Below are 22,826 nucleotides of genomic sequence, written 5' to 3' on the forward strand. Positions count from 1 at the left end.
ATCAGTTTGTCTTTTCACCAATGCAACAACAATAAAGGTTGCAATACTGCTTACCACAACGATGGTAAAGAATGTTTTATAACCCACTTCAGCTTGTATCATTCCCGAAAAGAGACCGGAAATCATCATCCCAAGTGCCATCATGGCCATCAAGAGGGAGTGGTACAGATGCTTATGTTCCCCTTGACTGTAATAAGACAAACATGACATATAAGCCATCAAACCGAAACCATACCCCAACTGCTCTAAGAATACACATAGATTAATCACCATCAGGCTCGTCGGGAGTACATGACTCAAAAATATATATACCACATCGGGCAATGTAAAAGCCAATGCCATGGGCCACAACCAAGCCTTTAAACCCGATTGACGGATTGCCATTCCACCGAGAAGTCCACCAAATGCCAATCCTATAACGCCCACCGTACCTTGCACAAAACCAAATTCTTGCGGTGAAAGTCCTAATCCTCCATTACGCAGAGGATCTAATAAGAAGAGTGGTGCCATTCGTATCAACAGTCCTTGGGGCATGATATAGAGCAGAGCAAAGAGCATACCTAACCCAATTTCAGGTCTTCGTAAAAATTCACCGACTATCTGTCTGAAATCCATCCATTGTGTTCTAATATCCACTTGCTCTCTTTTTATATACTCACGAAAATCCGGCAATGCATAATGAATCCACAACCAAAAGGCTATAAACAAGCCCGCCACCCCATAAAATACCAAACTCCATGAATAGCTGATGCTATTACGATAGATTACCTGTAGGTTTCCGGCTATCATAACAAGTATACCTTGTCCGAAAATGATAGCCAAATGATGGAATATGGAATAAATTCCTTTCACTCGAAACCTACGCCATTGAGCAGGCTCTTGTTCGTAATAGTTACCGCCAAACACACTATGTGTGGCAGTAGCAAAGGCCATCAACCAAAAGAAGAAGAGCGTTCCCTGCAACCATTCTTTAGATGGGATGAAGAAAGCCACACCTCCAAAGGCAGCCCCCATCAGCAGTTGTATCGTCGAAACATAGACGCGTTTGTCCTTTACAAAGGGGATAAACGGCCTCAACAATGGCTTCAATACCCATGGAAGATAGAACCATGAAGTATAAAAAGTAATTTCGGCATTGCTCAAACCCAATTGTTTATAAAGAATCATAGACAAGGTCATGAGTGCCACGAAAGCCAGTTCGTCTACAAACGACAGCTCCGACACCCACAACCAAGGATTCTTATATCTCGTCATACGTACATTCATGGTATTCTAAAAACGCTTAATAGAGACGACTCACAGCTGCACCGGGATAATAATGTTGTAGAATCTGATTGTAAAGATACCCCTGCTCACCCATCACAGCAGCACCGATTTGGCATAATCCGACACCATGTCCCCACCCTGCGCCGATGATATGGAATCGTTGAGGCACTCCATTGGCATCCATACCCACTCTATCTACCACAAAGGCGCTGCTGTAAAGGTGGCTCTCACTCAATGCTCTACGTATCTCCAATTCCTTTCCTATCGTAAAAGTCCGCTTGGTTCCGACTATACGCAACTTACATATTCGTCCACTCTTTCCACGTTCTACAGCCTGCAAATCAAGTATCTGACCGAAGTCTATCTGCGTTTTCTTCAGTATCAGAACGCCCAATTCCTGCTGTGTATAGTCCACTTGCCAACGATAGAAGTCGGTAGTTTCTTGGTCATAATCATTCAACACCTGACTCAACACGTGCGTATCGTGCGTATTGCAGAACGATTCCGGAGCCGTACGTATCCATTTATCAGCTTCCTTCTCTATCCTTAAATCAGGAAATACATGCTCGTTGGGAGTATCGGCAAGAGCTACAAGATAATTTTTCGGCGTATCTTCCCAACAATATTGGAATTCTTCCATCACCCCACCACAACTCTTAGAGAAACGCGCATCGCAAATCTCACCTCGTGAAGTAAGCACTTGTCCACTCGTTTGTCGAATTGCTTCTTTCACATGTGGACTCGTTTCTTTTGTTATTCCTTGGTATCTTTGACAGTGGTCATCGGCACATACATCAAACAATGTATGGTCTTCACGATCGTACCAACGTATCAATTCGTCATCGGTCTTCATATACGAAGGCCGTTTTTTGTTTTCTTCACCTATTCGTTTTCTCTTTTCCATCTGTGCCAAGAGCCAACTACGCGAGATGACAGCATGCGCCTTGAGCAATTCTAAACTTGAGGTGGCACTCATTTCACTTGAAATGACACTTTCCAAATAGCGTTCTACAGGAAGTTCATTGATAGCGTGGATGTGGTCACCATCAACCACAAAGCGCAGAATACCAAGAAAAGTCTGTACCTCTTTTCGTTCCCAATGAAAGTTGATACCTATCGTTACATCCTCCAACGAGAATGAAGCATCAGCCGTATGCGGTAAGAAAGAAAGTCCATCGCATTCTTTCCCATTCCACAGAATCATCCCATCAACCAGTAGCACCTCCTGTTTTCCTATTACAATTTGTCCCTCTACCTCATAAGGAGAATTCAACGTAAAAGCTAACTTCTGCGCACTGACGATGCCAACAGATACATTTGGCTGCTTTTGATGGAAAATAGACAGAACTGTTTGTTCTTCTATGAATTGACGTTTTAATCTTTCAATAATTTGAGACATTGTATCCCGACCAATTCCACACTCAACAATAATAGCCTCAGCATCCTCTGCCGATAACTTCTGAAAGTCTTCCGGACGAGGCGTAATAATAAGTCCCGACATGTCAAGAGCCCCCGGACTTACTAGTGTCTGGGCTTCGCCTTCTGCGAAATAACAGTCAGGGCGATGCTTCTTTCGTGGGATGATTACAAAGATATACTCTTCACCATCGCGCCAAGACACAATATTCATCATTGGTTCTGTTTCGTCTTCACGCATTGGCATGGCCTTATAAAGTTGCTCGAAAAGTTTTTCGTTATTCTCCGACGATTTACATACGATAGCAAACAGCGGGCAACAGAATCCATCAATAGCCCCCAATCGGTCTCCACCGGACAACTCGCAGATGACTTCCATCTGCTCAGAGAGTTTCTTCCAACTCGCTTGAAGTGGCAATACACACCCTGTACCAGCCTGAAGGTGCATATGATCGGGTGCACTCGCACCACATTTAGGTCCATTATAAAACACCGTTAAACCGGGATGCTCCATCAACAACCGGTGCATAGCACCATAATGCCCTTGAATACTCTGCGGTTGATGTATGCGAGCAGGTATTGTAAAATGGATAGGGAGAATAGGGAAAGGGTTAATCAGAATCTCAAAATCATCACCGAAAGGCAACGATGTCTGTACAGCAGGCCGATTCTGCGCACACAAGAAACAAGCTCTCTTTTGCAGAGTCTTCTTATCTATCTTTGCTCCTGTGCTCACCATACGTGCCGAATTGAACTGCAAACGCACCATGCCGAAGTCTTTTACCGTTACATCGGCCAAATCGTGGAAACGTTGCCGAGCATCCTCCCACACCTCTAACTGACCATAAAAAAATTGTTGTAGGTTTTTATCAGACTGCAATTCTTCTCTCATATTCTTCCCTTCCAATAAAATATGACACAAAGATAATACTTTCTCGCCGAAAACAGTTACCTTTGCACGATGATTAGTGAAAAAAAATCACTTCTAGGAATGACGTTGCCCGAACTGAAATCTGTGGCCAAAGATTTAGGAATGCCGGCCTTTACAGGTGGGCAAATGGCCAAGTGGATCTATGGTCAACATGTCAAAAGCATAGAAGAGATGACCAATATCTCGAAAGCTAATCGAGAAAAATTATCCGAAAGTTACGAAATTGGATGTGCAGGCCCGATTGATGCGCAGCACTCTAAAGATGGAACTATCAAATATCTATTCCCTACTCAACACGGTAAATTTGTCGAAACAGTCTACATCCCCGACGATGATAGAGCCACACTGTGTGTCTCTTCGCAGGTGGGATGCAAGATGAACTGTCTCTTTTGTCAAACAGGCAAACAGGGATTTGAAGGCAATTTGGATGCTCGCGACATCCTTAACCAAATCTATTCCTTGCCCGAACGCGAGAAACTCACAAACATCGTGTTCATGGGACAAGGCGAACCAATGGACAATTTGGACAATGTGTTGAGAACAACAGAGATACTTACAGCCGACTACGCTTATGCATGGAGCCCCAAACGCATCACTGTCAGCAGCGTGGGCGTTAAGAATAAACTGAAAAGATTCCTCGAAGAGAGCGATTGCCATGTAGCTATTAGCATGCACACGCCCATAGCCGAGCAGCGTGCCCAGCTCATGCCGGCTCAAAAAGGTATCAGCATTCAAGAGATAGTCGACTTGCTTCGCAACTACGATTTCTCGCACCAACGTCGTCTCTCGTTTGAATATATCATGTTTGGTGGGGTCAACGACTCTATGACACATGCCCGTGAGATTATCAAACTGCTCCAAGGTATGGAGTGCCGCATCAACTTAATACGTTTCCACCAGATTCCTAACGTGCCTTTACACGGCACCGACGAGAAAAAGATGGAGGCATTTCGCGACTATCTCACGGCTCATGGCATCTTTACAACCATCAGAGCTAGCAGAGGACAAGATATCTTTGCGGCCTGCGGATTGCTGAGCACGGCCAAGAAGATTGGCGAAGTGAGAAAGGATGAGAGCACATCTTAAAATAGTATTGCTACTCATGGGAGCGATCTTAACGGCATGCCAAAGTCGCAGTGGTTTGTTACCCAAGAGCGGAGGACGCCCCTACGAGGTATTACTTACGGGCGACCAAGACAGCATCGTGTACCAAATGCTCACGACAGATGTGGAAGCACTCCCGCAACCGGAGCCATCGTTCGACGTTTCTACCACGTCTGCGACCACACTCAATACCATTACACAGAGTGCTCGCAACATCGTAATGCTCTCAATAGACTCCACAGTCTATTCACAAGTGAGACTGAAAATGGAACGTAACGTGTATGCATCACCCCAATTGATACTACATATATATGCTCCATCGATAAGTGCTTTAAGAGCCAAACAAGATCTTTTGGGACGGAAAGTAAGAGACATCTTACTCCAAAATGAGATGGAAAATACCGTGGCACAACTCAAAACCCATCGCAATGTGAAGATGGAGAAGATGCTACAGCATCGACTTGGCATCACAATATGGATTCCGGCCGACATGACGGCTAGTAAATGGGGGCGCAACTTCGTGTGGTTATCCAACAATACCACAAGCGGAATGCAGAGCATATGTATCTATACGCTCCCGCAAAAGATTATAAAGAAGAACATCACATCGGAAGTATTTACTCACATAAGAGACAGTGTGATGCGTGAAAATATCAAGGGCGAGACCGACTCTATGTACATGCAGACAGTCACCGAATCGCTCATTTTCCGCCAATTCATTCGTGGATTGTGGACCATGAAAGGCGATGCCATGGGTGGACCGTTTGTCTGTCGCATCAAAACCGACAGCATCCATCAACGCCTCATCATTGCCGAAGCATTCGTATATGCACCCGAAACAAAGAAAAGAAATTTAATAAGACAGTCTGAGGCCGTTCTCTTCACCCTGAAGACGAAAGCCACTAACTGAATAACATCAATATAAAAGACATGAACGAAAATAGAAAAATCCGTGTGGCTATCACACATGGTGACACCAACGGAATAGGATATGAGCTCATATTCAAAACTTTTGCAGAACCAGAGATGCTTGAATTGTGCACCCCTATCATATATGGTTCGCCCAAAACAGCAGCTTATCATCGCAAAGCCCTGAACGTACAGACCAATTTCAGCATCATCAATGGTGCAGAAGAAATAGAAGACGACCGCATCAACTTGATTCCGTGCTTCGACGAAGAAGTAAAAGTTGATTTGGGACAGCCCACCCCCGAAAGCGGAAAGGCAGCCCTAAAAGCACTCGATTGTGCTATGACCGACTACCGCAAAGATCTCTACGACGTACTGGTGACCGCTCCCCTATCATGCGCAAACATCGAAGCTGAAGGCTTCAAGTTTCCCGGTCATGCTGAATATATAGAGACTTCTTTAGGCGAAGGCAAGAAATCCATGATTATATGTGTTCACGACGATCTGCGTATCGCCATGGTTTCTAATCGCAGTTCGTTTAAAGACATTGCTTCAGACATCACTAAAGATAACGTAGAGCGTAAAGCAAAACTCTTCTTTGAAACCTTGCGTAGAGATTTCAACATCTCCAATCCCCGCATTGCCGTGCTCTCATTGAACACCATCAATAAAGAAGGTGAGCTAGGAACTGAAGAGAAAGAAATTATCGAACCGGCTATCTCAGAACTGGCAACCCAAGGTATACAAGCTTTCGGCCCTTATACTGCCACTACATTCTTTGGCAGTGGAGCCTACGACGAATTCGATGGTATTTTGGCTATGTATCACGATCAAGGCATGGCACCTTTCAAAGCGCTCACCGACGAACGTAGCGTGAAGTTTGCAGCCGGTATCCCTATCGCTACCACATCGCCCGACATGACTCCTTGTTTCAATATTGCAGGGCAAGGAGTAACTGATGAGACCGCATTCAGACATGCCATCTTCTTGGCCATAGATGTGTTCCGCAACCGTCAACGCTACGATGAGCCAATGGGCAACCCACTTCCCAAACTCTATCACGAGAAGCGCGATGAGAGCGAGAAGGTGAGATTTTCCATCCCTAAGAAGCATGAGAACGGTGCACCCCGGAAACCACAAAGCAAGCCAAACACAGATACTGACACACAAACTGAGTCATGAACAAGAAATACCAGAACGCATTCTTTGCCTTTGGCATTGTCGTGCTGGTCATTATGGTGACGCAACTCGACTTTGCAGCGGTATGGGACGGACTGAAACATGCCGGCTATTGGTTCTTTGCCGTGCTACTCCTATGGCTGTTCCTCTATTGTTTTAATACGGGAGCATGGTATATCATCATTCATAGTCAAGACAAGGCGACTGGCAATGGTAAGCGTTCTCCTGTATCATTTTGGTGGTTGTACAAGATTACGGTATCAGGTTTCGCACTCAATTACGCCACTCCGGGCGGACTCATGGGGGGCGAACCCTACCGCATCATGTCGTTGGCACCGAAGATAGGAACCGAGCGAGCATCGTCATCGGTCATCCTTTATGCCATGACGCATATCTTCAGTCATTTCTGGTTTTGGACTCTTTCCATCTTCTTGTATATCTTTACGCAACACGTCAACTTCCTGATGGGCTGCCTATTGCTCGCCACAGGTGCCTTTTGTGTACTTGGAATCTGGTTCTTTACTTCAGGATACCGCAAAGGATTGGCCGTCAGAGCCATGAATTTGTTGCGACATATCCCCGTTTTGAAGCGTTGGGCACAACCTTTCATTGAGCAACATCGCGAACAACTTGATACTATCGACAATCAGATAGCAGCCTTACACAAGCAGAATCCTAAGACATTTGTATCGGCAGTATTGCTGGAATTGGGTTGTCGCATCTGTTCTGCATTGGAAGTATTCTTCATATTGTTGGTACTCATGCCACAAGTCAGCTATCTGCAATGTATCCTAATCATAGCTTTCACCACCCTTTTTGCCAACTTACTATTCTTCATTCCCCTGCAATTAGGTGGTCGTGAAGGTGGCTTTTTGATGTCTACCACCGCATTAGGTATCACAGCTAGCGCCGGCATCTTCGTGGCATTACTTGTCAGACTGCGCGAACTCGTGTGGACGGGCATCGGCTTGCTATTCATCAAACTGGAGAAGAAGAAGCCCGAAAGGGGCGGAATGTAGTCCCTACACAGCATACCTTATCAGCAAATAACATTGCTTACTAAGAGACACGGGAGACCTCCCCCTCGCTACTACCCCTATCTTTACCCTCAAAACTCATCATTTCTAACTCCTCACTCATAAACAGATTTAGCCGTCAACCAATCTACTTGTTAACTAAAAACTCTCTCCCTCTTCTTGGGAAAGAATCAACTAGAAGTCTCTGCAAAGCCTTAACAGCAAACCTGCTAAGCAAAGACAGCAATGCTGTAAAGTTGATGCAGTAACGCTGGGGAGCCGTTGCAACAAACTCTTATGTTATCTTTTCACGTACCAGATGGAATAGAAGTGCTATCAACAAATAGTCTTTCAGTTGATTCCGTAGTATTTCCATAACCTTATTTTTATAGCGCTGGACCGTCTTAACACTCACATTCATCTCTTTGGCTATCTCGGTTCGCGTCTTCTCATTGATAAAACTTTCAGTGAAAATACGACGCTGTTCATCGGGCAGTTGCTTTAAGATACCAGTCAACTTCTCGTATAATTCATCAAGAGTATAAACATAATTGGGTGATTCCGCATAGATAGGAGCTCGCTGTTGGAACCATTTGGCATAATCCATTTCGTAATTCTGGTGTTTCAAATGATTTAGACAACGACTCTTTACAGCCAAACGAATATATTCAACAGCCGTTTCTGTTTGGAATTCATCAACATCTATCTTTTGCCAAACATGGAAGAACACGTCGGAAACAATATCGTTTCTGACCTCAGTATCGTCTATAAAACGTTTGGCATATAAACAAAACGGTGCATAATAGGTATCGAAGAGTTGTTTGAAATAACTTTCTTTACCTTTACTTCTCTGTGATAGATTCATGTTTTCGAGTTAATTTCCATACGGAAATAGCACGCAAATTTACATAATTATTTATGAATACGATATACTACAAACATATTTTTTCTGCTGTAAATCGTTATATCTATTCTTTTATCACTTTAGCTTAGAAGCACATACCCTATATACCAAAGCCCCCTACTGCCGATACCGTTGGCGTAGGGAGCTGTCATATAGATTAAAAGCTATCCATCACAAGCTTCAAGCTTGTTCTCATATCATGCTCAATACTATTCCGGACAACGCACTGCATCAACGAATGATGGTTCGTCCCAGCCTTTATAATGTGCATCGTAACCATTACCGGTGAGGTCGGTTACCACCATACCATCCTTCTCAGACACACCATCGAAGCGCCAGTAAGCCAAGAGTCCCTCTGTAGTGGGGTCTACCCAGCATACATTATTCTTGAGTTCGGCAGCCGAGCGAGCTGTAGCCCACACACGAGCCTCGCTGATATAGCCTTCCATCGTGCGATTGTCGTTAGCCGAGTTACCAATATAGAAGCCGCTCTGTGCATAGTGATTGGTCATATCGATAAAAGATTGACCGGCAGGAGCCTCACCTTGCAACTCACCATTGAGGTACATGAGACGTTTATTGGCTACTGCATCGTAAACTAAAGCTACGTGTATCCATTTGTCATTGGGTACAGCGTCACGCGAATCGAAGTGTATCGGGTCGCCCGTTTGCAGTTTCCAACCATCCTTACCATTACCACTGGTACGGAAACACAAATTCTCTTCCAAGCCCATGATAGAGAAACACCACTTGCTGTTGTTCGGTGTCATCTTGCGGAAACGCACACGTGCTTCGTACGTAAGTGCTTTCATGGCATGGGTAGGATACTTACCCTCCTTGCCAAAATCAACTACATAGAAAGCTCTACCCCATCCTTGTGTGAGGTCGGCAGCCTTGGTTATGATGACCTGATTGACCACTACATAAATGGTACGCGACGCTTCTATCACCGGCATACCTGTACCTTCTACACTCTTAATGCTGATAGGAACCACATAGGTAGTACCTATCTTCATGGGTTCACGATCAGTAATGCTCAATTTCAGAGCCTTAGTCGTGATGTGTTTACCCTGCTCTATTGTCAGCTTTTCATTGGTTATGCTGTACGCCTTTTCGGGTAACACCTCGTAATTCTTATGATGCTCTTTGTTGAACAGGGCTACCAAATCATTACGAACTTCCATTTGTATCTGCACATCGTTATCTACAACTGCAGAAGAAGCCACATTGATGCCGATAGCCGATGGTACATCGTCAACCGTAAGGGTAGCTGTTACCGACTTGTCTTCGGTACCTACGATATACACCCCATCGTAGGTAGATCTCTCTTCCTTACATGCCACTGTGGCAAGTGCCATGAGAAGCACGAGAGACAGATTTTTTATACTTATCTTTTTCATATACTTATTAGCTTATTTATGTTCTGACATGATTCGTATAGCCTCGCGTGTGAAGCGATAGTTGGGCGACGAATAATAATCGTTCTCCATGTGATAGGTGCCACATCCACCTTTCCGGGTTGCTTTCTTACCTTCGTATTCAGGTAGGAAATGTGCCATTCCGAGAAGCGAGGGAACGCGGGTACCATCTTCAAGAACATGGGAAACGCCACCATTTTTATAATTTCCTCCCTCAAAAGTCTCAGCAAAGATATACTGTTCAGGCTTCCAACCGCGGGCAGCAGCACTATTAAAGCGCGATTGTAGATTGCCATAACTTGAGCTACGATATGCCTGAACCACTCCATAGTTGAAATATGGAGCCAATTCGGGTTTCACATCAAAAGGCACACCATCAATGATGAGCAAATAATCGGTACCCGATTTAGGTCCAATAAACTCGCCCAGCTTCTTAATAAAGATTTCCATATTGTCGCGATAGTTGGGATAAAGGTATTCCGGACCTACCAACGGACCACGGAAAGGGCCACCTGCCGGATCGGAATATCCGGGTTCATAGTCGAGATCAATGCCTTGATACCCATACTTCTTCATCGTATCGACCAACGCAACTGCATAAGCTTCGATACCTTCTTTGGTCACAATGTCGTGCTTTTCGCCACTCATAAACTCATCGGGTATGCCATGTGCAAACTTGGTAAAGGTGACCTTGGTACCCTTTACATTCTGCACATACTCCATATCCTCACGATCATAGGTTCCATTCCAAATTGAGATGATGTCCACACTATCGGGAACGCTCTTCAAAGAACCTATCATATCAGATGATTTAGCATTCCATCCACCGAACCATCCGAAGAATACCTCGTGGTCTTTGCGTTGCTTATAAGCACGCAGATCGGCATAATATTGCTCCGTTTTTTGGTCGGGCTTCACTATTTCTAATGCTTCTATCTCAGTACTGCATGATGTAAAGCCACCCAATGTCATAACACCTAGCAGACCAAGTATCAGTATATTTCTAGTTTTCATACGTATTTATCTTTATTGATGATTGTAAATCGCTGTGTTAGCAGCATTTATTTCTTGTTCCACCATACGCGTGTACCACCCGTATCTTCACCATCAAGCAACTTGATAGCTTTCTCAACTTCTGCCTTATTACCGGTATATTCAGACTCAGGGAATGGCAAACGACGCACTTGTTCGGTGGTACTTACCTTGCCACCACTCAAGTTATCGGCTACAGGAAAGAGACGTGGATAACCCGTACGGCGGAATTCGCTCCATGCTTCCTGTCCTAAAGGATAGATAGCAATCCACTTCTGCGTAATAATACGCTCTAAATTCTCTTCTTCGGTAGCTCCCCCATCCCATGCAGGAGTTATAGTAGAGGGTGCAGGCAAGCTTCTCCAATCAACCCTACCCCTATAAGCTATAGGCGTTTTGTCGCTTTCCAAATAAGCCTCGGCATCTTTTCCTACGCCGTGTTGCTCCATAGAAACGGTAACACCTTTCGCATATAAGTCTTTCGCTTCACCCTTCATCTGCCATTTGTACAATGCACCTTCGGCACGAAGCAGCCAAACTTCGGCAGCATTCATCCATAGATAAGGAGTAGCCTGAGTGATAGTAGGCTGCGAAAGCATGCGATGGCCCATATATCGTTTACCATCTTTGTGACCATTTTGCAATCCGTGGTATTGTCCATCGGCTGCCGGCTTGAAGAAAACAGGTAAACGTGGATCCTCATACCCTACCAAATAGACTTCCATTGAGGCTCCCATGCGATCTTCGTTATAGCCTTCTTCGCTATAGAGATTGTAGAACGGATTGAAGTAAGTGAACGACAAGGCCGAGTTACTCTTCATCACGGGATTCTCATCATTGGTCTCTATCACACCATACTCATTGTTTACGGCTGCCTCAGCCAGCTGTTTAGCTTCGGGCATAACCTTGCTTACGCGCATGGCAAGACGCAACTTGAGCGAATTGGCAAACTTTATCCACTTGGGAATGTCACTGTTGTAAATCAAATCAAACTTCTCCAGCGGTTTAGCTCCTTTGTTTACTTTGTCGAAAGCAGTCATAATGCCGATGGCATGGTCTAATTCTTTAAAGAAAGCCTTGTACACTGTCTCCTGAGAATCATAGGGAACAGGGCTCTCCAAACCAAACTTGGTATAAGGAATTGGACCATAAATGTCAGTAGTCTTGTGCATAGCTGCCACTTTTACTACCTCGCCTACTGCGAAAAGAATAGTAGTTGAGTCGGTCTTTTGGCGCAAAACATTCCACGAAGACAAGAAGTCTACATAGGCAACCTTGAATGGGCGGTTAATCCAAGCATCGGGAAAAGCATACGTTGTACCGTTGGCTCCACCCTCCCAACTTTGAGTTCCAGCGTAATATCCGGCATACATGTTGCCCACAAGGTCTTCTGTAAGCTGAAAATCATTCTGATTTTCAGGCGCAACGTGACGTTGCATGGTGGTGAGATAAGTTCCCCAAAGGTTGTCTTTGTTGAGTTCCTTCTCCAGAATCTTATCCGGATCGATGTTAATATCATCGCTCATGCAGCTCGTTAGCGAGCATGTTCCAATGCACAAGCCCATAGCTGTATATATAGTTGATAATAATTTCTGTTTCATTGTATTCATAGTTTTAAGCTCATTAGAAATTAACCTTTACGCCAAATCCCATACTTCGCTGACTAGGTGGCATGAAATAGTCAAATCCTTGGTAGTAAGTGCCAGTGTTAGCAGTCAATTCCGGATCGAAAGGTGCCTTGTTATAGAACATGAACAGGTTGTGAGCTGTAAGCGACAACGACACATTCAGCTTGTTGTTAAACCAATTTTGAGGCAACATGTAGCTGATAGAACATTCGCGCAAACGCACATTGGTAGCACTATAAGCATAGTGTGCCAACAATCCGGTCTTACCTCCGGCTACCACACTGTAGTATTGCTCGGCATTGAGATAACCATTGTTCACACGTACACCTTGACCATCGCGAGCGTCGGCAGTCTGCTTGGACACACCAAACTGGTCCATCAAAGCCTGAGTAGCAGAAACTACAACACCACCAACACGTGCATCAATCAAGAAATCAACTTCCAATCCCTTCCAAGCAAAGTTGTTTCGAATACCTAGATTGTATTTGGGAGCAGCCGAACCCACGTATACAAAAGCATTATCATCCTTAGAAACACTTCCATTACATAGAATATCGCCATGCAAATCCTGCTTTAGCTTGTTGGCATAAATATCAGACATGGTGCCACCTTTCTTCAAAATCATCTTGTAAGACTCTGCTCCCGACACCTCAAACTCTGTTGGAGCCTTCACTGTAGTGTTGGTTTGGCGGTCTGTAACATACTCAGGAAGCAATTCCTTGATTTCGTTTCGGTTCAACGAATAGATGAGGTTAGCATTCCAATCGACCGGACCGAGCTTCTGGTTAAACCCTACAGAGAGTTCAATACCCCAGTTGTTCACCTTACCGGCATTCTCAAACGCGAACGCATAGCCCGTGCTAGGAGGCAAGTTGTATCTGAACAGCTGATTGTATGTATTAGAATTATAATAGGTAGCGGCGATATTAAGCTTGTTATTGAGCAAACGGAGATCCATACCCAACTCAAATGCCTTCGTCATTTCAGGCTTCAAATGAGTAGCAGGGGTGAAGCTAGAGCTGGTAGCATTACCATTAGACAGCGCAATCGTAGCATATGGCAGATAAGCCGATGGAGGATTACCTACTTGAGCATACGATCCACGAATCTTCCAATAAGAGATAATGTTCTTAGGTAGGGAAAATGCCTCGCTCAAAAGTACCGAAAGACCAGCTGAAGGATAGAATACATAGTCCTTAGAAGTACCCTTCAACGTTGAGAAATAGTCTATACGACCGGTAGCATCAGCAAACAAGAAGTTCTTATAGTTCAATTCCGCCTTACCATAAAACGATTGGGTCTGAGTATGAAGGTTGGCATAAGAAGTGCTACTCTCGGCCGAAGAGATGTTAGAAGAGTGGAAGAAATTAGGCACGCGTACCAAGTTGCCTTCAAAAGTGTGCGACTTATAACGCTCGTCGTACATACTACCACCCACGTTAGCCAAGAAACGGAAATCTTCACCAAACTTCTTATCAATGTTAACCAAGAAATCTAGATAGATAGAACGATTCTTATCTTCCTGTGTCATCCAGTTTCCTTGAGGCTTAGAAAACAGACCATCGGTCGAAGCATAGAGTTTTCGTTCGAACTCCATATAAGCATTGTCCACACGAGCACGACCAATAACATTCATCCAATCGGTGATATTCCACTTCATAGACAAACTCATGATGCTGCGATCGCGATTGGTATTGAACATGTTTCGGTTGATAATCCAGTATGGGTTTTGTATTCCAAGACCTAAATTCTTGTAAGGCCAGTTTTGTACTTTAAAGTTTCGACTGCCATTGTGCATCTCATAGACTGTATAACGATTGATGTCATCGCTTGGTGGGAACAGATATATAGGTACCAAAGGATTGAAGTACATACCTTGGCCGATACTATTCTGCGTATTCTGGTGTATATAGAACAGTCCCATATCCATACTTAGAACGTTCTTCACGATGTCCCATGAATTACGGAATGTGAAGTTGTAACGATTATACTGGTTGTTTGGCACGATACCACCCGAATTAACAGCACCTAAAGAGACGTGTGTCTGATTGGTCTCGCTACCGGTTGACAAAGCCACAGAGTTCATAACATTATAGCCAGTACGGAAGAAATCGAGTGGATTATAGCTAGATGGAGTCTCCAGTTTCTCACCCCAGCTGGCAAATTCCCCCTCTTTACGACCATAAGTATTTTGGAACTTAGGTGTAACAAATGGGCTTGTAAAGCTGGTACTATGAGAGAATGAGATGCGAGGCTTGCCTATAGCTCCCTTCTTGGTAGTAATCAGGATGACGCCATTGGCTCCCTTGTTACCATAAAGAGCAGCAGCTGAAGCTCCGGTCAACACCGACATACTCTCAATATCATCGGGGTTGATGTTTGAGATACCGTCACCATCAGCCACTTCCACAGCTTCGTAGAAGTTGTCAGACTGCTTGGTACGCAGACCTTGCATAGGAATTCCATCCAATACATACAGTGCATTATTCTCTCCGAACAGCGATTTTGTACCACGCATCACCACTCGAGAAGAACCACCCACACCCGATGAACTTTGATTAATGGTTACACCGGCTATCTTACCGGCCAAGCTATTGATGAAGTTGGCATCCTTTACCTTTGTCACTTCCTTGGCCTTCAACTCTTGTACATTATATGTCAAAGCCTTGGTCTCGCGCTTAATACCCAATGCCGTTACCACAACTTCGTTCAAAAGTTGGTCATCTTCTTCCATAATAAGCACGATATTATGGTTAGAGCCTACTTTCATGGTCTTGGTTGCATAGCCTACATAAGTGGCTTCAACAATACTTCCTTCAGTAGCCGACAATGAAAAGTTACCATCAATATCGGTGATGGCACCCACGGTACCGCGATTTAGTTTCACACTTACGCCTACTAAAGGCTCTCCTTGTGAATCTTTCACCGTACCTTTTAATGTAAAAGTGGCTTTGGGCTGGCTTTTCTTTTCCTTCTTAATAGACAAGATAATTTGCTTGTCTACGATTTCATACGCAATATTGGTACCTTTGAAGATATGATCCAATATCTCCGTTATCTTACCCGACTTGTTGTTGACAGAAACAATCTTCTGTGTATTCAATGTCTTATCGTTAAACAAGAATACATAGTCAGACGCTTTCTCTATCTTATTCAACACCTTCTCTATCGTAACGTTAGATGCCGTTACGGGCGATTTTAACTGTTGTGCTATAGCACTACCAGCATTGAATAAAAATAAGCTGACCAATAGGGCATTCCTTATTCTCATAATTTAAGGTTGATTTTTTATAGACGTACACACCTCTTAGGTCATATCGAGAAAATAATGAACCCAGATATGCACAGAACAATGATTATTATAGATTAATATTAAAGGGATATGTTGATGTCAGAAACTAAAAGATAGTCTGACTACGACTTGCCGTATAAGAGCCTTCACATAGTATTTATGCGTCCCCTTGCTCTTGTTTGAGTTTCATGTCTTCTTTCTTCTACATATGATTAATAGGTGTCTTAGGTTATTAATAGAGATTATAAATGAATATCTTTATATATGTCGGCCAGCAAGCTGTCGATATTTTAGGTATCAATACAGATCTATCAGCACTTTACGCTTGCCTTTATTTGCTGTGGATGAAGAGTGATAAGGCTCATACTTCCAAGTCAATACTGTGCTTTTCGAGAGATAATCCAATATCTGAGGCAGTGTTTCATCGTGGAATGTAGCACGATAACGATCGTCCCTATTGGTATGATTACGATAAGAAATATCCACATTGAATCGTCGGCTCAGCGCTTTAAACACCTCATCCAATGTAGCATTGCGGAATATCAACTCGCCTTTACGCCATGCTGTCTTCACTTCTACATCAGTAGTCGACTTCATTGCCTGACAGGTGAGCTTATTATACGAAACATATTCACCGGGCCGAAGTGTCAATTGCTGACCCTTATTGGGCAGAATCACATTCAATCGCCCCTCTTCGAGCGATGTTTCAATGCATTCGCTATCATCGTAAGCCTGCACATTGAAGTGAGTTCCATACACATACACACTCATTCCCGATGGGGTATGCACATAAAAAGGATGTTCTCTATTAGCTTTCACCTCGAAATATCCCTCACCTTGCAGTGCCACTTCGCGCTTATCACCATCAAAAGAAATAGGGTAACGCAATTGGCTACCCGCATTGAGCCATACAACAGAGCTGTCCGGCAACTCAAAACGAACCACTGTCCCATCCAAAGCCTTCACTTCAGCAAAGCGAATATCTGCTTGAGACGATGTAAAATGAAGATATGCCAACACCATTGTACTTAATAACAAAGGTAAAGCCAAGATAGCGGCATAGCGCATAAGTCGTCCAAGCACAACATGGCGACGACTTTGGTGACATCGTTCTTGTAAACGGTCGTAAGCACCAGCCACATCTGTCATCTCCATTGTCACTATATCATCGGCAATAGCATCTGCCTGACGCAGCAACTGTTCCATTTCTATTTCTTGTTCTGTTGTATTCAAAGTTCTTTTCTTTCTTCTTTACCTATAATACAAACAAGTAGTAAAAGAGGGACAGCAAATTCCTATTTTTCCATCTCTTTTTCTCAAATTTCCTTTCATCCACCTTTGTAAAGTCAAACATATATGGGATGATAATCAAATTTCAGAAAATAAAAGCACAAGAATTAGTTATCAAGCCCTGCTTATAGAATCAACTAATCGAATAAAGAAAACATAAAAAAGTCCGAAAGTAATCTTATAAATAAACTTTCGGACTATATAGTTGCGGAGGCAAGACTCGAACATGCGACCTCCAGGTTATGAGCCTGGCGAGCTACCAACTGCTCCACTCCGCGATATTAATAATCAATCCCGTTCCGGATTGCGAGTGCAAAGGTATGACTTTTATTTGAAACAACCAAATATTAACTGAGTTTTTTTCGTTAAAAGGGGTAAAACAAGGCTTAAGATTTGGCTGTATGCGAGATTTCTATTACATTTGCACATTACAAAGCGATGTGCAAACAATAGAAACACAGGAGGAATTAATAGATGTCTATATCAAAAACCAGACAGAAACTCGTAGATGTTGCCAGACAACTATTTGCCAAAAATGGCATTGCAAACACGACTATGAACGACATAGCCATTGCTTCGGGCAAAGGACGTAGGACACTTTACACGTATTTTAGTAGGAAAGAAGATGTTTACTCGGCTGTCATAGAGTCGGAATTGGAACGACTATCGGACAAACTGGATGAGGTGGCTGAACTCAAGATTCGTCCTCAAGACAAAATCATAGAGTTGATATACACGCATCTGAGCATGATTCGTGAGACTGTCGTAAGGAATGGTAACCTGCGTGCGGAGTTCTTTCGTAATATTTGGATGGTAGAGAAAGTGAGAAAAAACTTTGATGAAGACGAAATAGAACTATTCCGTAAGGTTTATCAAGAAGGTAAAAACGACGGAGAATTCGACATTGAAGACGTAGAATTGGTGGCCGACATCACTCACTATTGTATCAAAGGGCTGGAAGTTCCTTTCATTTATGGTCGCCTAGGGCATGGATTGACTGAAGAAAGCAGCAAACCGCTCGTAGCTAAAGTTGTCTACGGAGCGCTGGGGAAACTCAAACAGAAATAGGAAACAAGTATTTATTATAACACAATAAAAAATTAAAGCAATGGGATTATTAACAGGTAAGACAGCCCTGATTACAGGTGCTGCACGTGGAATTGGCAAGGCTATTGCCTTGAAGTTTGCCGAAGAGGGTGCTAATATCGCCTTCACCGACCTCGTTATCGACGAAGAGCACGGCGGATTGGCAACAGAGCGTGAGATTGCAGCTAAAGGCGTAAAAGCTAAAGGATATGCAAGCAATGCAGCAAACTTTGCCGAGAGCGAAGAGGTTGTAAACAAAGTGAAAGAAGAGTTCGGCTCTATTGATATTTTAATTAACAATGCCGGAATCACCAAAGACGGTTTGATGTTGCGCATGACAGAGCAGCAGTGGGACGCAGTCATCGCTGTAAACTTGAAGAGTGCATTCAACTTCATCCACGCTTGCGTACCTGTAATGATGCGTCAGCGCCAAGGTTCTATCATCAACATGGCTTCTGTAGTCGGTGTTCACGGCAACGCAGGCCAGAGCAACTATGCAGCTTCTAAGGCCGGTCTTATCGCATTGGCTAAGAGTGTAGCCCAAGAGATGGGTCCCAAGGGTATCCGCGCCAACGCTATCGCTCCCGGATTTATCGACACAGCCATGACTCAAGCTCTACCAGAGAATGTTCGTAAAGAATGGACCAACAAGATTCCATTGCGCCGTGGCGGTACTGTAGAGGATATTGCAAACACTGCTGTTTACTTGGCTTCAGACCTATCTAGCTATGTAACCGGTCAGGTGATTCAGATAGACGGTGGTATGAACATGTAATCAAGTACAATACCGAATAATCAAAAAGCCCAATGCACATCTCGGTAGATGCACATTGGGCTTTTTCTTATGCCTGTATTTCGACTATTCCTCTATTATTCGACCATCTAAAAAGTTCCCACTCTCTTCACTGCAATAAGTAAGCAATGATGCTGTTCGGCCTCTTCAGTAATACTGAAACGTTTTGGCAATATTGCTGCCTCGCCCCTGCAATAAACTGATAACAAACTACTCACTATATTGTAAACAGCAATTTGAGATACGCCAAAGTACTTCTTAAGAGTTTACTCCAATCCTCTAACGTAACGTTGTAGTTCAAATGCCCAAATCTTATACCCCACGGGAGACAGGTGTAATCCATCTACTGAAAGAGAGGCACGCAACTCATTCGTGCCATGACGGACGAACTGCTTAAAAAGGTTGATATATGTAATATGATGTTTTTGGCAATATTGCTTCAACATCTTGTTGATAACAGGAATATCATTAGTCTTCCCATCCAGCGTTTTCCAACGGCCAAAGGATTCGTTGATAGGCAACAGACTCTGGACAAACAATTGGGTTTGAGGAGAGTCGCGACGAATCTGCTCTATCACGGGACAGATATTATCAAACACCTGTCGGGGAGTCAAGTCATGGCTCAAATCGTTGACACCCACCATCAAGAAAATAGCTTTAGGCTTTCCGGGCAAGATCTGTATAAGTCGATGCTTGATACCTATGGCATCATCGCCCGATATACCACGATTCTTGATACGTTTCCCATCTAAACGAGCATTCCAATCACCCCCATTCTCAGTAAGACTATTACCCAACATCACAATTGAAGAGCTATCAATAGGAGTCATACTATCAAACTCCTTAATCCTTTCTGTATAATGTGGGAACGGACTATATTTCACAGATTGAGCTTCCATAGACTGCGAACAGATAGCCATCATGGCAAACAGAAGATATTTAATTCTAGACATTTAAAACTGTTCTAATATTTGTATACGCTTTTCGGTATCGGGATGAGTGCTGAAAAGCGAATTCATGAAACTCATTAAGCCTTGCTCCATCTCATCGGGCTGAATGATAAAGAGTTGTGCCACATCGGCACGCTTGACATCATCAAGCCCGGGATTACCCGAAATCTTCCTTAAAGCAGAAGCCAAAGCGAGCGGATTACCACATAGCTCTGCCCCACCTGCATCTGCCATATACTCGCGTTTGCGCGATATGGCAAAGCGAGTAACCAACGTGAAGAAGTAGGCTATGGCACAACACACGACACCTATCAACATGATGACGATAACGGAAAGGCCATTTTTCTCGCCATTACGACCACTCCGCCCCCCCCCATACCACATCATATTATACATCATTCGCACCACAAGCGACATGACAGTGGAGATGATGCCCACGAAGATTATACTGGTAATAAGCAACTTGGTATCATGATTGCGAATATGAGTAAGCTCATGCCCAAGCACCCCGGCCAATTCTTCGTCGGTAAGGAGATTGAGTAGTCCGGTGGTAACGGTGACCGTGTACGACTTTTTGTCTATACCGCTAGCAAAAGCATTCAATTGGTCATCGTCAACAACATTGATTTGAGGCATGTCCATATTGCAAGTCATACACAAATTCTCCACGATATTATATACACGAGGATTATCACGACGGCTCAACGGACGAGCACCGGTAGCCGCCTGTATCATGCGTACATTGCTATAATAGGCTATGACAAACCACACCAATACTCCTAGAATTACCCAAGGAATAGTCGTTATGAAGTAATAATTGACCGTATCGGCATCTAGTTGGTGCACGACACTCCCATATTCATCATAATAGCCACCACCGAAATAATTTAAGAGGGCAAGGAATACCCAAACCATTCCCAAGATAATTACGGGAAACATGAGCAGCAACAACACACTCAACATGTTGTTACGGCTGATTTGGGTCTGCATTCCTACATACTTCATCGGCCTAGAACTTTACTTCGGGAGCCTTGTCAAGCATAGATCTTTCCTCTTGTGGAACCTCAAACATAGGCTCCTTTTGGAAGCCGAACATCTTGGCAAAAATATTTGAAGGGAATGTTTGGACAGCATTGTTCAATTCGCGTGTTGCAGAATTGAAGAAACGACGCACTGCTGCCAACTTGTTCTCGATATCAGAGAGCTCGTTTTGAAGCTGGAGGAAGTTCTCGTTTGCTTTCAGTTCTGGATAAGCTTCAAGCGAAACTTTGAGTCCGGCTAAGGCTCCTGTCAACGCATTTTCGGCTTGTACCTTATCATTGACAGATGTGGCTCCCATCGCAGCTGCACGGGCTTCCGTAACACGTTGGAACACTTCTTTCTCATGCTCTGCATATCCTTTCACCGTAGCAACCAACTGAGGAACCAAATCATGACGTTGCTTCAACTGCACATCAATGTTAGCAAACGCATTTTCACGATTATTGCGAAGCTTCACTAAGTTATTATAAAGGCTTACACCCCACACTAAAAGTAGTACAACGACTACCACAACAATAATTAATGACATATTCTTATGATTTATAATTTTATCTATTAGATTACAAATATAATGCAAAAGTTGAGGATACGACAGGTTTTTAAGATTTATTAGATTGTTAACGGTATAAAAGGAAAAATCCAGTCAGTAGAATAAATCTATTGACTGGATTTATAGAAATAATGATTTATTTCATGACACTCATAACCTTCTCTAAATATCGCTGCGTTCGCTTGACATTAAAGTGAAGACCACCGTTCCACGAGCGTATAGCTCTCTCGATGTCGTTCAATGGGTTATGTGCAGACTGGAAGAGTAAAAACATCTCCTTGGACTTCGAAACACTGAATCGATCAGACAACTTAAATCTCTTCTTGCTTTTCTTTCTTTTAAGAATCTGATTACATTCAGCTACCAATATCGGTGTAATTTGCATTGCACCAATGGAATTACCACTCTTGGCTTTCGAATCTCCTCTGCTCTCTACTTGAATAATGGCATCCATCACTGGATTCCAATCTACTTGTTTACTGTTAGGTACAACTTTTAAACCATCTGCCGCAAGGGCTGTCATCCGAGATGACGCAAAGATAAGTAAAATTAAAAATACAACTTTGTTTATTCTCTCCATTTTGTTTTGATTATGGAACCTGTGCAAGAGAAAAGCAAAAATGCACGCGAATATGGCTATTGAGAAAAAGCGTTACCAATATCCTCGATTCCGTTAGATACCTTAGCGAATAACACTTCTAATACAACAAAAAGATGTTATCCTTATTCTTATCGGTGCAAAGGTACACAAAACATCTGAGAAAGAAGAAAGAATCATGCATAAAGTGCTGATTATAAAGGCTTTTTATACATTTTCAATAATATTAATGCCATCTTATTTCACGCTTCAAAAGCCCTTTTTAGCAATAATATTAGAACAAAATATTCCAATAATACTCCATATAAAAGCTCAAAAAAGTTACATCTGTAGAGTCAAGTGGTATCAACCAGCAAGTACAAAAGTACATCAGCCGTCTGAGTGTACATAGTTCTCACTTAGAGACCGTTATCTTATATACAC

The 22,826-nt window shown here is 43.3% G+C and carries 17 protein-coding genes, 1 tRNA gene and 1 pseudogene; 6 read left to right on the forward strand and 13 right to left on the reverse strand.

Annotation, left to right across the window (positions count from 1 at the left end; all coding sequences use genetic code 11):
- A partial coding sequence (locus tag HMPREF0671_RS10060; RefSeq protein WP_036900198.1) for an MFS transporter occupies nucleotides 1-1,254 on the reverse strand: 1,254 nt, incomplete at its 3' end.
- A 28-nt stretch (nucleotides 1,255-1,282) separates the two neighbouring features.
- Nucleotides 1,283-3,553: pseudogene (locus HMPREF0671_RS12095) on the reverse strand (DUF4922 domain-containing protein); the annotation flags it as partial.
- Nucleotides 3,554-3,643: 90 nt separating this feature from the next.
- On the opposite strand from HMPREF0671_RS12095, the gene rlmN reads away from it, so the two are divergent.
- The 4 genes from rlmN to HMPREF0671_RS10085 are packed head-to-tail and all read left to right on the forward strand — an operon-like array spanning nucleotide 3,644 to nucleotide 7,824.
- Complete coding sequence (gene rlmN / locus HMPREF0671_RS10070) at nucleotides 3,644-4,699, forward strand: 23S rRNA (adenine(2503)-C(2))-methyltransferase RlmN (RefSeq protein ID WP_036900168.1); 1,056 nt, start codon at nucleotides 3,644-3,646, stop codon at nucleotides 4,697-4,699.
- Nucleotides 4,683-5,627, forward strand: coding sequence for a DUF4837 family protein (locus HMPREF0671_RS10075; protein WP_036900169.1), 945 nt, complete (start codon nucleotides 4,683-4,685; stop codon nucleotides 5,625-5,627). The genes rlmN and HMPREF0671_RS10075 overlap by 17 nt, the downstream gene beginning before the upstream one ends.
- A 20-nt stretch (nucleotides 5,628-5,647) precedes the next feature.
- A complete protein-coding gene (locus HMPREF0671_RS10080; protein WP_036900172.1) occupies nucleotides 5,648-6,808 on the forward strand; it encodes a PdxA family protein in 1,161 nt (386 codons plus the stop codon).
- Nucleotides 6,805-7,824, forward strand: coding sequence for a lysylphosphatidylglycerol synthase transmembrane domain-containing protein (locus tag HMPREF0671_RS10085; RefSeq protein WP_036900173.1), 1,020 nt, complete (start codon nucleotides 6,805-6,807; stop codon nucleotides 7,822-7,824). The genes HMPREF0671_RS10080 and HMPREF0671_RS10085 overlap by 4 nt, the downstream gene beginning before the upstream one ends.
- A 292-nt stretch (nucleotides 7,825-8,116) precedes the next feature.
- Here the strand turns inward: HMPREF0671_RS10085 and HMPREF0671_RS10090 are convergent, their stop codons facing one another.
- From HMPREF0671_RS10090 to HMPREF0671_RS10120, 7 genes are all read right to left on the reverse strand, one after another.
- Nucleotides 8,117-8,686, reverse strand: a complete 570-nt coding sequence (locus HMPREF0671_RS10090; RefSeq protein ID WP_036900175.1) for an RNA polymerase sigma-70 factor — start codon at nucleotides 8,684-8,686, stop codon at nucleotides 8,117-8,119.
- A 248-nt stretch (nucleotides 8,687-8,934) separates the two neighbouring features.
- Entirely contained in the window at nucleotides 8,935-10,125 is a 1,191-nt protein-coding gene (locus HMPREF0671_RS10095) for a DUF1735 and LamG domain-containing protein (RefSeq protein ID WP_036900177.1), read from the reverse strand.
- Nucleotides 10,126-10,137: 12 nt separating this feature from the next.
- On the reverse strand, nucleotides 10,138-11,157 hold the full coding sequence (locus HMPREF0671_RS10100) for a glycoside hydrolase family 18 (RefSeq protein WP_036900178.1): 1,020 nt from the start codon (nucleotides 11,155-11,157) through the stop codon (nucleotides 10,138-10,140).
- 47 nt (nucleotides 11,158-11,204) lie between these two features.
- Nucleotides 11,205-12,785, reverse strand: coding sequence for a RagB/SusD family nutrient uptake outer membrane protein (locus HMPREF0671_RS10105; protein ID WP_036900180.1), 1,581 nt, complete (start codon nucleotides 12,783-12,785; stop codon nucleotides 11,205-11,207).
- A 13-nt stretch (nucleotides 12,786-12,798) separates the two neighbouring features.
- The gene (locus HMPREF0671_RS10110; protein WP_036900182.1) at nucleotides 12,799-16,074 is read right to left on the reverse strand and encodes a SusC/RagA family TonB-linked outer membrane protein; all 3,276 of its coding nucleotides are present in this window, start codon (nucleotides 16,072-16,074) and stop codon (nucleotides 12,799-12,801) included.
- 318 nt (nucleotides 16,075-16,392) lie between these two features.
- Nucleotides 16,393-17,328, reverse strand: coding sequence for a FecR family protein (locus HMPREF0671_RS10115; protein WP_232223202.1), 936 nt, complete (start codon nucleotides 17,326-17,328; stop codon nucleotides 16,393-16,395).
- Nucleotides 17,329-17,590: 262 nt separating this feature from the next.
- Nucleotides 17,591-17,663: transfer RNA gene (locus HMPREF0671_RS10120), tRNA-Met, on the reverse strand.
- A gap of 196 nt (nucleotides 17,664-17,859) precedes the next feature.
- On the opposite strand from HMPREF0671_RS10120, the gene HMPREF0671_RS10125 reads away from it, so the two are divergent.
- Nucleotides 17,860-18,453 (forward strand): TetR/AcrR family transcriptional regulator, encoded by a 594-nt coding sequence (locus HMPREF0671_RS10125; protein WP_036900186.1) that lies wholly within the window; start codon nucleotides 17,860-17,862, stop codon nucleotides 18,451-18,453.
- A gap of 40 nt (nucleotides 18,454-18,493) precedes the next feature.
- Nucleotides 18,494-19,246, forward strand: a complete 753-nt coding sequence (fabG, locus tag HMPREF0671_RS10130) for a 3-oxoacyl-[acyl-carrier-protein] reductase (RefSeq protein WP_036900190.1) — start codon at nucleotides 18,494-18,496, stop codon at nucleotides 19,244-19,246.
- Nucleotides 19,247-19,530: 284 nt separating this feature from the next.
- On the opposite strand, the gene HMPREF0671_RS10135 is transcribed toward fabG, so the two are convergent.
- The 4 genes from HMPREF0671_RS10135 to HMPREF0671_RS10150 all read right to left on the reverse strand — a co-directional run bounded on the left by HMPREF0671_RS10135 (nucleotide 19,531) and on the right by HMPREF0671_RS10150 (nucleotide 22,328).
- Nucleotides 19,531-20,217, reverse strand: coding sequence for a GDSL-type esterase/lipase family protein (locus HMPREF0671_RS10135; protein ID WP_036900191.1), 687 nt, complete (start codon nucleotides 20,215-20,217; stop codon nucleotides 19,531-19,533).
- Nucleotides 20,218-21,219, reverse strand: a complete 1,002-nt coding sequence (locus HMPREF0671_RS10140) for a M48 family metallopeptidase (protein ID WP_036900192.1) — start codon at nucleotides 21,217-21,219, stop codon at nucleotides 20,218-20,220.
- A gap of 4 nt (nucleotides 21,220-21,223) precedes the next feature.
- On the reverse strand, nucleotides 21,224-21,784 hold the full coding sequence (locus HMPREF0671_RS10145; RefSeq protein WP_036900194.1) for a LemA family protein: 561 nt from the start codon (nucleotides 21,782-21,784) through the stop codon (nucleotides 21,224-21,226).
- Nucleotides 21,785-21,941: 157 nt separating this feature from the next.
- The gene (locus HMPREF0671_RS10150) at nucleotides 21,942-22,328 is read right to left on the reverse strand and encodes a lytic transglycosylase domain-containing protein (protein ID WP_369793989.1); all 387 of its coding nucleotides are present in this window, start codon (nucleotides 22,326-22,328) and stop codon (nucleotides 21,942-21,944) included.
- Nucleotides 22,329-22,826: the final 498 nt, after the last annotated feature.

The organism is Prevotella sp. S7 MS 2, from assembly GCF_000762865.1.
Lineage (GTDB): Bacteria > Bacteroidota > Bacteroidia > Bacteroidales > Bacteroidaceae > Prevotella.

Bases quoted from the DNA above. Each gene is read 5' to 3' on its own strand.
- rlmN (WP_036900168.1), top strand. From the start codon at position 3,644: ATGATTAGTGAAAAAAAATCACTTCTAGGAATGACGTTGCCCGAACTG.
- HMPREF0671_RS10075 (WP_036900169.1), top strand. From the start codon at position 4,683: ATGAGAGCACATCTTAAAATAGTATTGCTACTCATGGGAGCGATCTTA.
- HMPREF0671_RS10080 (WP_036900172.1), top strand. From the start codon at position 5,648: ATGAACGAAAATAGAAAAATCCGTGTGGCTATCACACATGGTGACACC.
- HMPREF0671_RS10085 (WP_036900173.1), top strand. From the start codon at position 6,805: ATGAACAAGAAATACCAGAACGCATTCTTTGCCTTTGGCATTGTCGTG.
- HMPREF0671_RS10090 (WP_036900175.1), bottom strand. From the start codon at position 8,686: ATGAATCTATCACAGAGAAGTAAAGGTAAAGAAAGTTATTTCAAACAA.
- HMPREF0671_RS10095 (WP_036900177.1), bottom strand. From the start codon at position 10,125: ATGAAAAAGATAAGTATAAAAAATCTGTCTCTCGTGCTTCTCATGGCA.
- HMPREF0671_RS10100 (WP_036900178.1), bottom strand. From the start codon at position 11,157: ATGAAAACTAGAAATATACTGATACTTGGTCTGCTAGGTGTTATGACA.
- HMPREF0671_RS10105 (WP_036900180.1), bottom strand. From the start codon at position 12,785: ATGAATACAATGAAACAGAAATTATTATCAACTATATATACAGCTATG.
- HMPREF0671_RS10110 (WP_036900182.1), bottom strand. From the start codon at position 16,074: ATGAGAATAAGGAATGCCCTATTGGTCAGCTTATTTTTATTCAATGCT.
- HMPREF0671_RS10125 (WP_036900186.1), top strand. From the start codon at position 17,860: ATGTCTATATCAAAAACCAGACAGAAACTCGTAGATGTTGCCAGACAA.
- fabG (WP_036900190.1), top strand. From the start codon at position 18,494: ATGGGATTATTAACAGGTAAGACAGCCCTGATTACAGGTGCTGCACGT.
- HMPREF0671_RS10135 (WP_036900191.1), bottom strand. From the start codon at position 20,217: ATGTCTAGAATTAAATATCTTCTGTTTGCCATGATGGCTATCTGTTCG.
- HMPREF0671_RS10140 (WP_036900192.1), bottom strand. From the start codon at position 21,219: ATGAAGTATGTAGGAATGCAGACCCAAATCAGCCGTAACAACATGTTG.
- HMPREF0671_RS10145 (WP_036900194.1), bottom strand. From the start codon at position 21,784: ATGTCATTAATTATTGTTGTGGTAGTCGTTGTACTACTTTTAGTGTGG.
- HMPREF0671_RS10150 (WP_369793989.1), bottom strand. From the start codon at position 22,328: ATGACAGCCCTTGCGGCAGATGGTTTAAAAGTTGTACCTAACAGTAAA.